The sequence below is a fragment of the Staphylococcus sp. AtHG25 genome (assembly GCF_003217445.1).
Lineage (GTDB): Bacteria > Bacillota > Bacilli > Staphylococcales > Staphylococcaceae > Staphylococcus > Staphylococcus haemolyticus.
Map to the genome: position 1 here is coordinate 26,610 of NZ_QJSN01000018.1, position 6,670 is coordinate 33,279.

The 6,670-nt window shown below is 32.4% G+C and carries 7 protein-coding genes; all 7 read right to left on the bottom strand.

Features of this window, described 5'->3' with window-relative positions; translation table 11 throughout:
• Positions 1 to 3: 3 nt before the first annotated feature.
• The 7 genes from BDW31_RS10925 to BDW31_RS10955 all read right to left on the bottom strand — a co-directional run bounded on the left by BDW31_RS10925 (position 4) and on the right by BDW31_RS10955 (position 6,248).
• Positions 4 to 897, bottom strand: coding sequence for an aspartate carbamoyltransferase catalytic subunit (locus BDW31_RS10925; protein ID WP_070440671.1), 894 nt, complete (start codon positions 895 to 897; stop codon positions 4 to 6).
• 32 nt (positions 898 to 929) lie between these two features.
• Positions 930 to 2,240, bottom strand: coding sequence for a uracil-xanthine permease family protein (locus tag BDW31_RS10930; protein ID WP_037552357.1), 1,311 nt, complete (start codon positions 2,238 to 2,240; stop codon positions 930 to 932).
• A gap of 232 nt (positions 2,241 to 2,472) precedes the next feature.
• Positions 2,473 to 3,000, bottom strand: a complete 528-nt coding sequence (gene pyrR / locus BDW31_RS10935; RefSeq protein WP_053024663.1) for a bifunctional pyr operon transcriptional regulator/uracil phosphoribosyltransferase PyrR — start codon at positions 2,998 to 3,000, stop codon at positions 2,473 to 2,475.
• Positions 3,001 to 3,448: 448 nt separating this feature from the next.
• The gene (locus BDW31_RS10940) at positions 3,449 to 4,366 is read right to left on the bottom strand and encodes an RluA family pseudouridine synthase (RefSeq protein WP_037552361.1); all 918 of its coding nucleotides are present in this window, start codon (positions 4,364 to 4,366) and stop codon (positions 3,449 to 3,451) included.
• Positions 4,367 to 4,377: 11 nt separating this feature from the next.
• Positions 4,378 to 4,854, bottom strand: a complete 477-nt coding sequence (lspA, locus tag BDW31_RS10945) for a signal peptidase II (protein ID WP_053024662.1) — start codon at positions 4,852 to 4,854, stop codon at positions 4,378 to 4,380.
• A 115-nt stretch (positions 4,855 to 4,969) separates the two neighbouring features.
• Complete coding sequence (locus BDW31_RS10950) at positions 4,970 to 5,449, bottom strand: CHAP domain-containing protein (protein ID WP_037552365.1); 480 nt, start codon at positions 5,447 to 5,449, stop codon at positions 4,970 to 4,972.
• 4 nt (positions 5,450 to 5,453) lie between these two features.
• Complete coding sequence (locus BDW31_RS10955) at positions 5,454 to 6,248, bottom strand: VOC family protein (protein WP_053024661.1); 795 nt, start codon at positions 6,246 to 6,248, stop codon at positions 5,454 to 5,456.
• Positions 6,249 to 6,670: the final 422 nt, after the last annotated feature.

The following is a 6,670-nucleotide window of genomic DNA, read 5'->3' on the forward strand; positions in this document are numbered from 1 at the left end:
TGTTTACGCCTCTTTTCCTGATAATAGTTTATTGATTACTGACATTCTTAAATACATGCCATTAGTCATTTGTTTAAAAATTCGTGCCTTTGGTGCTTCAACTAATTCACTATCGATTTCTACTCCTCTGTTAACTGGTGCAGGGTGCATTACGATTGCTTTATCTTTTAACTTATTGTATCTATTCATTGTTAAACCATATTGTTCATGGTATTCATTTGCCTCGAAATTAGCTTCTCCAGTAATACCATGACGTTCATGTTGAACACGTAATAACATGACAATATCTACTTGGTCGATGACATCATCAATTTGAACATATGGTGCATCTAATGAGTCGTCCACCCATTCATCTGGACTTGAGAACATTACATTTGCGCCTAATGAAGTTAGACTTATGAAATTACTTCGAGCTACACGTGAATTTTTAATATCACCACATATTAAAATGTTTAATCCTTCAAATGAACCGTATTCCTCATAGATTGTCATAATATCTAAAAGACTTTGTGTAGGGTGTTGGCCACTACCATCTCCAGCATTAGCAATTGGAATATTAAGATTTTCTAATTCTTCATAGTATGCATTTTGAGAATGTCTGATTACTAGTAAATCAACACCAATGCTTTCAAGTGTTTTACAGGTATCATATAGTGATTCACCTTTTTGTACTGATGATGTACTTGTTTCAAAATTAACCTCTTTCAGACCTAATTTTTGTTCTGCTACTTCAAAGCTACACTTAGTTCGAGTTGAATTTTCGAAGAATAAATTAGAAACAAACTTCCCTTCGAATTGTGGTAAGGTTTGCTTTCCCGATTTGTAATCACAAGCTGTTTGAATTAAATCGTAAATGTCCTCGTTAGATAAATGTTCCATAGATAATAAGTTATTCATAAAGCGCCTCCTGATAAATAATCCTTGTTAAATTAGTTTTTTGAATCCTGTTTTTCTTTTGGCAAAATTAAATTTAAGATAATACCTGAAAGTGCTGCTAGTGCCATACCTTCGATTTGAAGGTTTACACCTAAACCTTTTAAATTGATGAGTAAGTTACCTATACCTACAACTAAGATGACTGATGCGATTACTAGGTTGCGGTTGCTTGCAAAATCAATGTTACTTTCAACTAACATTCTTAGTCCACTTGCTGCTATAATACCGAACAATAAGATTGACACGCCGCCCATTACCGGTGTCGGTATTGAAGAAATCAACGCTGAGAACTTACCAATAAATGATAAGACAATCGCTATAACCGCTGCACCGCCAATAACATAGATACTGTAAATCTTTGTTATTGCTAGTACACCGATGTTTTCGCCGTATGTTGTGCTTGGTGGACCACCAATAATACTAGCGAACATTGTTGAAACACCATCTCCGATTATTGAGCGATGTAAACCTGGATCCTCGAAGAAGTTTCTACCTACGATTTTGTTGATAACCATTTGGTGACCGATATGCTCACTTACGGTTACGAAAACGATTGGTAACATAACGAGTATTAAACCAAGGTGAATCGATGGCACATAATCTTTAAATGGTAAATAGATATGTGGGAAGTCAATCCAGTTTGCTTTAGCAATATTCGAAAAGTTAACTAACCCCATAAAGATTGAAACAATATAGCCAACAATGATACCAATAAGTACCGGTATAAGTGATAAGAAACCTTTGAAGAACCCTTGCACAATTATTGTTACAAGTAATGTAATAAGCGCGACAACCAGATAGCTTAAATTGTACCCTTTCATATCTCCTGAGTTCTCGTACATTGCCATATTAACTGCTGTTGGTGCTAAACTTAATCCAATTACCATGATTACTGGTCCTACAACTACCGGTGGAAGTAAATGCATTAACCATCCTGTACCACTGATTTTGATTAGGATACCGATGATGACATACATTACGCCACTTGCGAATAGTGCTACTAACATGTCTCCTAAGCTATGTGTGCTTAATCCAGTAATAATTGGTGTGATAAATGCGAAACTTGATCCTAAATATGCTGGAATCTTTGCCTTAGTAATTAATATATAAAGCAATGTTCCTATACCGGATGCAAGTAAAGCAGCTGATATTGGCAAGCCAGTTAGGAATGGCACTAATACTGTAGAACCAAACATTGCAAATAAATGTTGCAAACTCAGTAGCGCCCATTGTGTTGGTTTAGGTTTGTCTTGTACGTCTAACACCGGTTTGACGGTTCGTTCAAACATTTGTTCATTTTCCATCTTTTTTCTTCCTTTCATAAAAAAAGTCTCTTTTACATTTAAATGTAAAGAGACTAAAAAATCGTAGTAAACATACAGATAAGCACTCATACTTATCGTTATCCGTATCTACGTGACAAAGCATTCAATTATAGTGAGATGGTTATTAATACTGACCATTCTATCATCATAATCCACACTCACTTTTGAATACTTTACCTTTTTCAGTCTCTCGTACTGATTTAAAAGGTCTTTATTCAATTATTACTGCATTCTGTGAATCTTTTTCGTTTAAATACACTAAAACAGATTCTTCTTTAGAAGTTGGTATGTTTTTCCCTACAAAATCTGCTCTTATTGGTAATTCTCGATGTCCACGATCTACAAGTGCGGCTAAGCCAATTTTAATCGGTCGAGAATGAAGCAAGATTGCATCTAGGGAAGCTCTAACAGTTCTTCCTGTATAAAGTACATCATCAATGATGATGACTACCTTATCGTTAATATCAGCATCAATTTCTATTGCATCTTGAGTGATTTGCTTGTTAGCAATTTCAATATCATCTCGAAAATGTGTAATATCAATTGTACCTGTTGGAACTATTTTTTGTTCAATTTGATTGATTTTGTCTTGTATACGTCTTGCTAAAAATTCGCCTCTCGTTTTAATTCCGAGTAACACAAGATTTTCTGTACCTTTGTTATATTCAAGAATTTCATGTGCCATACGCGTTACAGTACGTTGTATTGCAGCTTCATCCATGATGATTCGCTCAGACATTATCTCACCTCTTAAAATTAAAAACCCTCATGCCTTTTTCAAAGACATGAGGGCAAATTAATATATACGCACATGTAATGTTAGACATTACATGATAAAGCCATTCTAATAAAACAATTCATATATTTCGCTGAATTATTTTAAGAAAGTATATAGAATTATACTCATTGTCTTTGAAGCCTCTCTGGACTCTCTTTTAAAGACACCGATTTCTTTTTTGAACTGTTACTAGCTTAAAACTTTTTGAGCTATAAGTCAATGTAATTTTTTAAAATTATCAATTGTAAATAAATAATACTTTTACTGTAGTTAATCGAATTTGTGAAATACTAAAAAATTAGACAAACTTTTTCAAAAATACATATTAAAGAATCATTGATTAAATGTGAAATTAGAAAAAATACCCACAAAGCGTTGAAACTTTGCGGGCTACCAAACTATTCTTTTCTTATGCATCTCTTAAGCGAATATCTTCTAAAAGTGTTTCAAATTCTTTAGGTAGTTCTGCTTGACGTTCAATGTATTCATGAGTAACAGGGTGTTCAAATCCTATAACACCTGCATGTAATGCTTGTCCACCAATATCAAGTGTTTTTCGTGGACCATACTTTGGATCTCCAACAAGAGGGTAACCAATATATTTCATATGTACACGAATTTGGTGTGTACGCCCCGTCTCTAATTGACATTCAATTAGTGTGTAATCATTAAAATGTTCTAAAACATTAAAGTGTGTAACTGCTTCTTTACCGTTATCAACGACATCCATTGATTGTCGATCTTTCTCGTTACGTCCGATAGGCGCATCAATCGTGCCATAATCATGTGGAATATTTCCATGTACTAAAGCGGTATATTTTCTTTTAACGGATTTATCCATTAATTGTTCCACTAACCCTCTATGAGCAATATCATTTTTGGCAACCATTAATAACCCTGAAGTATCTTTATCAATACGATGAACTATACCTGGGCGAATTTCACCATTAATTCCAGATAAATCTTTAATTTGGTACATTAAGCCATTAACTAATGTACCAGAATAATGACCTGGGGATGGATGTACTACCATGCCTTTGGGTTTATAAACTATCGCTACATCTTCATCTTCATAATAAATATCTAAATTTAGGTTCTCTGGCTGAATATCGGCTTCGACAACTTCCTTCTCTGTAACAATAATAAGATCATTTAATTTAACTTTATAATTAGACTTAATCACTTTTTCGTTAACTGTAACTAAATCTTCTTTAATCAAATCTTGAATTTGACTTCTAGACCATTCATTATTGAATTCAGGTAATAATTTATCAATACGCTGTCCAACAAGCTCTTGGTTTTCAATTTTAAATTCATGTGTTTTCAAATTATAGTCTCCTATTCTTTTGAATTCGAATCTTTAAGTAAGGCAATGATTATGAACAATACACCTATTGTTAAACTTGAATCCGCAACATTAAATATTGGGAAATCATATCCAAAAATATTAGTATCAACAAAATCAACTACTTCACCATTAACTAATCGATCAATAAAGTTACCTAATGCACCTGCAAATAGTAAACTTATTGCAACTTGCATAAATAGATTATACTTTGCTTCTTTAATATAAAATAGTACAAGTACGATGAGAATAACTATCGTAATAATATAAAAGAATCCCATTTTACCACTAAGAATTCCCCATGCCGCACCATTGTTTCTATGTGATGTTATGTTTAAAAAATTAGGAATAACTTTATATGAATCACCAATATTCATTGTTGTAGCAATAATCCGTTTTGTGACTTGGTCAATAATTAATATAGCGATTGCTACTATTAAAGATATGGTTATATAATATTTCTTTTTCATTCACGTGCCTCCATTCACACACTACTCTTTGACAACACTCTACATTATAGCTTACTCCTCTATATAAAAAAAGCTACAGTTACAAATAGATGATAATATTAGTAACTGTAGTTCATTATGCGTTTTCACTTTGATTTTTCTTAGGATGAATATAATTAAATTCATCTAGTTGGTATTCGTAAACTGTGCGCTTAGTAACTTCATATGGTTTACGATAATTCATATCAAAAACGGTTAACGAGCCATCATGATTAACTTTGTCTACATATGCAACATGACCATGTTGACCTTTTGGATATTGAAGGATTGAACCAACACTTGGATTATCATTAACTTTATATCCTTCTTTGCTTGCTTCATTAGCCCAATATTTGGCATCTCCCCATCTATTACTAATCATATTGCCATCTTGTCTAATTCTATCAAACACATAATAGGTACATTGGCCTTTAGCATATAAGTTTAATTTCATTGGGTTCTTTTCCCAAAAATGAATTGTCGGTTGCGTCATATCTTGATTATCAATTCCATCATATATCGCTCCACCAGTGAAAAGTGCACTTCCTAAAACCATAATAAGTATAAATTTCTTCATTAAATCACACTACTTCTATAAAATTAAATCTAAAATAAAGCCCGTCTGGACCTTTAACATCAATATGCGTTGTTTCAGGATAATAATAATCAATTAAAGCAAGACCATATGTTACGTTATTCATCACACGTTTAGTACTTGATAACCATTGATTAACAGCTAAATGATGATAGTATTGATTTGAAGACATAAAGAGTGAAAACTGATCTAAATACGCAGATGGTTCAAGTCCAAAATATCTTAAATAATAAGATTCAACCTCTGACATACGTATCGTTTTAAGTGATAAATTTCCTATTTTTGTGCCTTTAGGAATCCCTTGCCAAGTTTGTTCTGATACATTTGTTAGTAAACGTGGAACATTGATTGCTTCAATAACTAACTTTACATTTTCATTATCGTAGCCCCAGTAATCCATATCATGGTCGACATAAAACTTGTATGCATTCCCCTCTGGATCTTCAAAAAAGAGGGACGTACAAACACTTTGTTCTCCACCATTTACCGGAATTTCAAAGTCTGTCATTTGTACAAGTAAATCGGCTAAATCTGTAATATTAGGAAGCATTATACCTACATAAAATAATCCTGCTTCAGATAAAAGTGGTTCCCTACCATTTATAACTTCATTTAATGTTAAAAAATGATTTGACTGACCTATCTCGTACTGAACAGAATGATTTGTTTCTGTAATAACTTTAAATCCCAATATAGTTTCATAAAATGGTCTTAAGTCTGCTAAATTTCTAACATTTATAGTTATACCATTTACAAAATGTGAATGTTTTGAATGAAACATTATGGCCTCCTAATATTGCATTACTAAATATAACTTACTTCTTTTAATGGATGAAAAATACAATTCAATGAAAATAATACCTACTATTTTATCTTAAAATATATAAAATTTTAACAGTCTTTGTATGTATATTGCAATTTATTAACTTCTAAAGTAGTGCTTTAAAGCAGTGTCTTAGAAATTGGGTTCATTATTACACTTAAGTCGAGATGCTTGCTTAAAATTTTCACAACTATGTTTTATTATTTATTTTAGAACGCCTTACACAAGTGCAGTTGCACTAAATTTTAATAACGCTATACATCTTAATTCAAACAAAAAAAGAAAGAGTCTGGGACATAAACCCTAGAGAAATAGCCAGTAAATGAGTTTTAACAAATTCATTTACTGGCTTCTTTATTTACAATACTCCGTATTGTTGG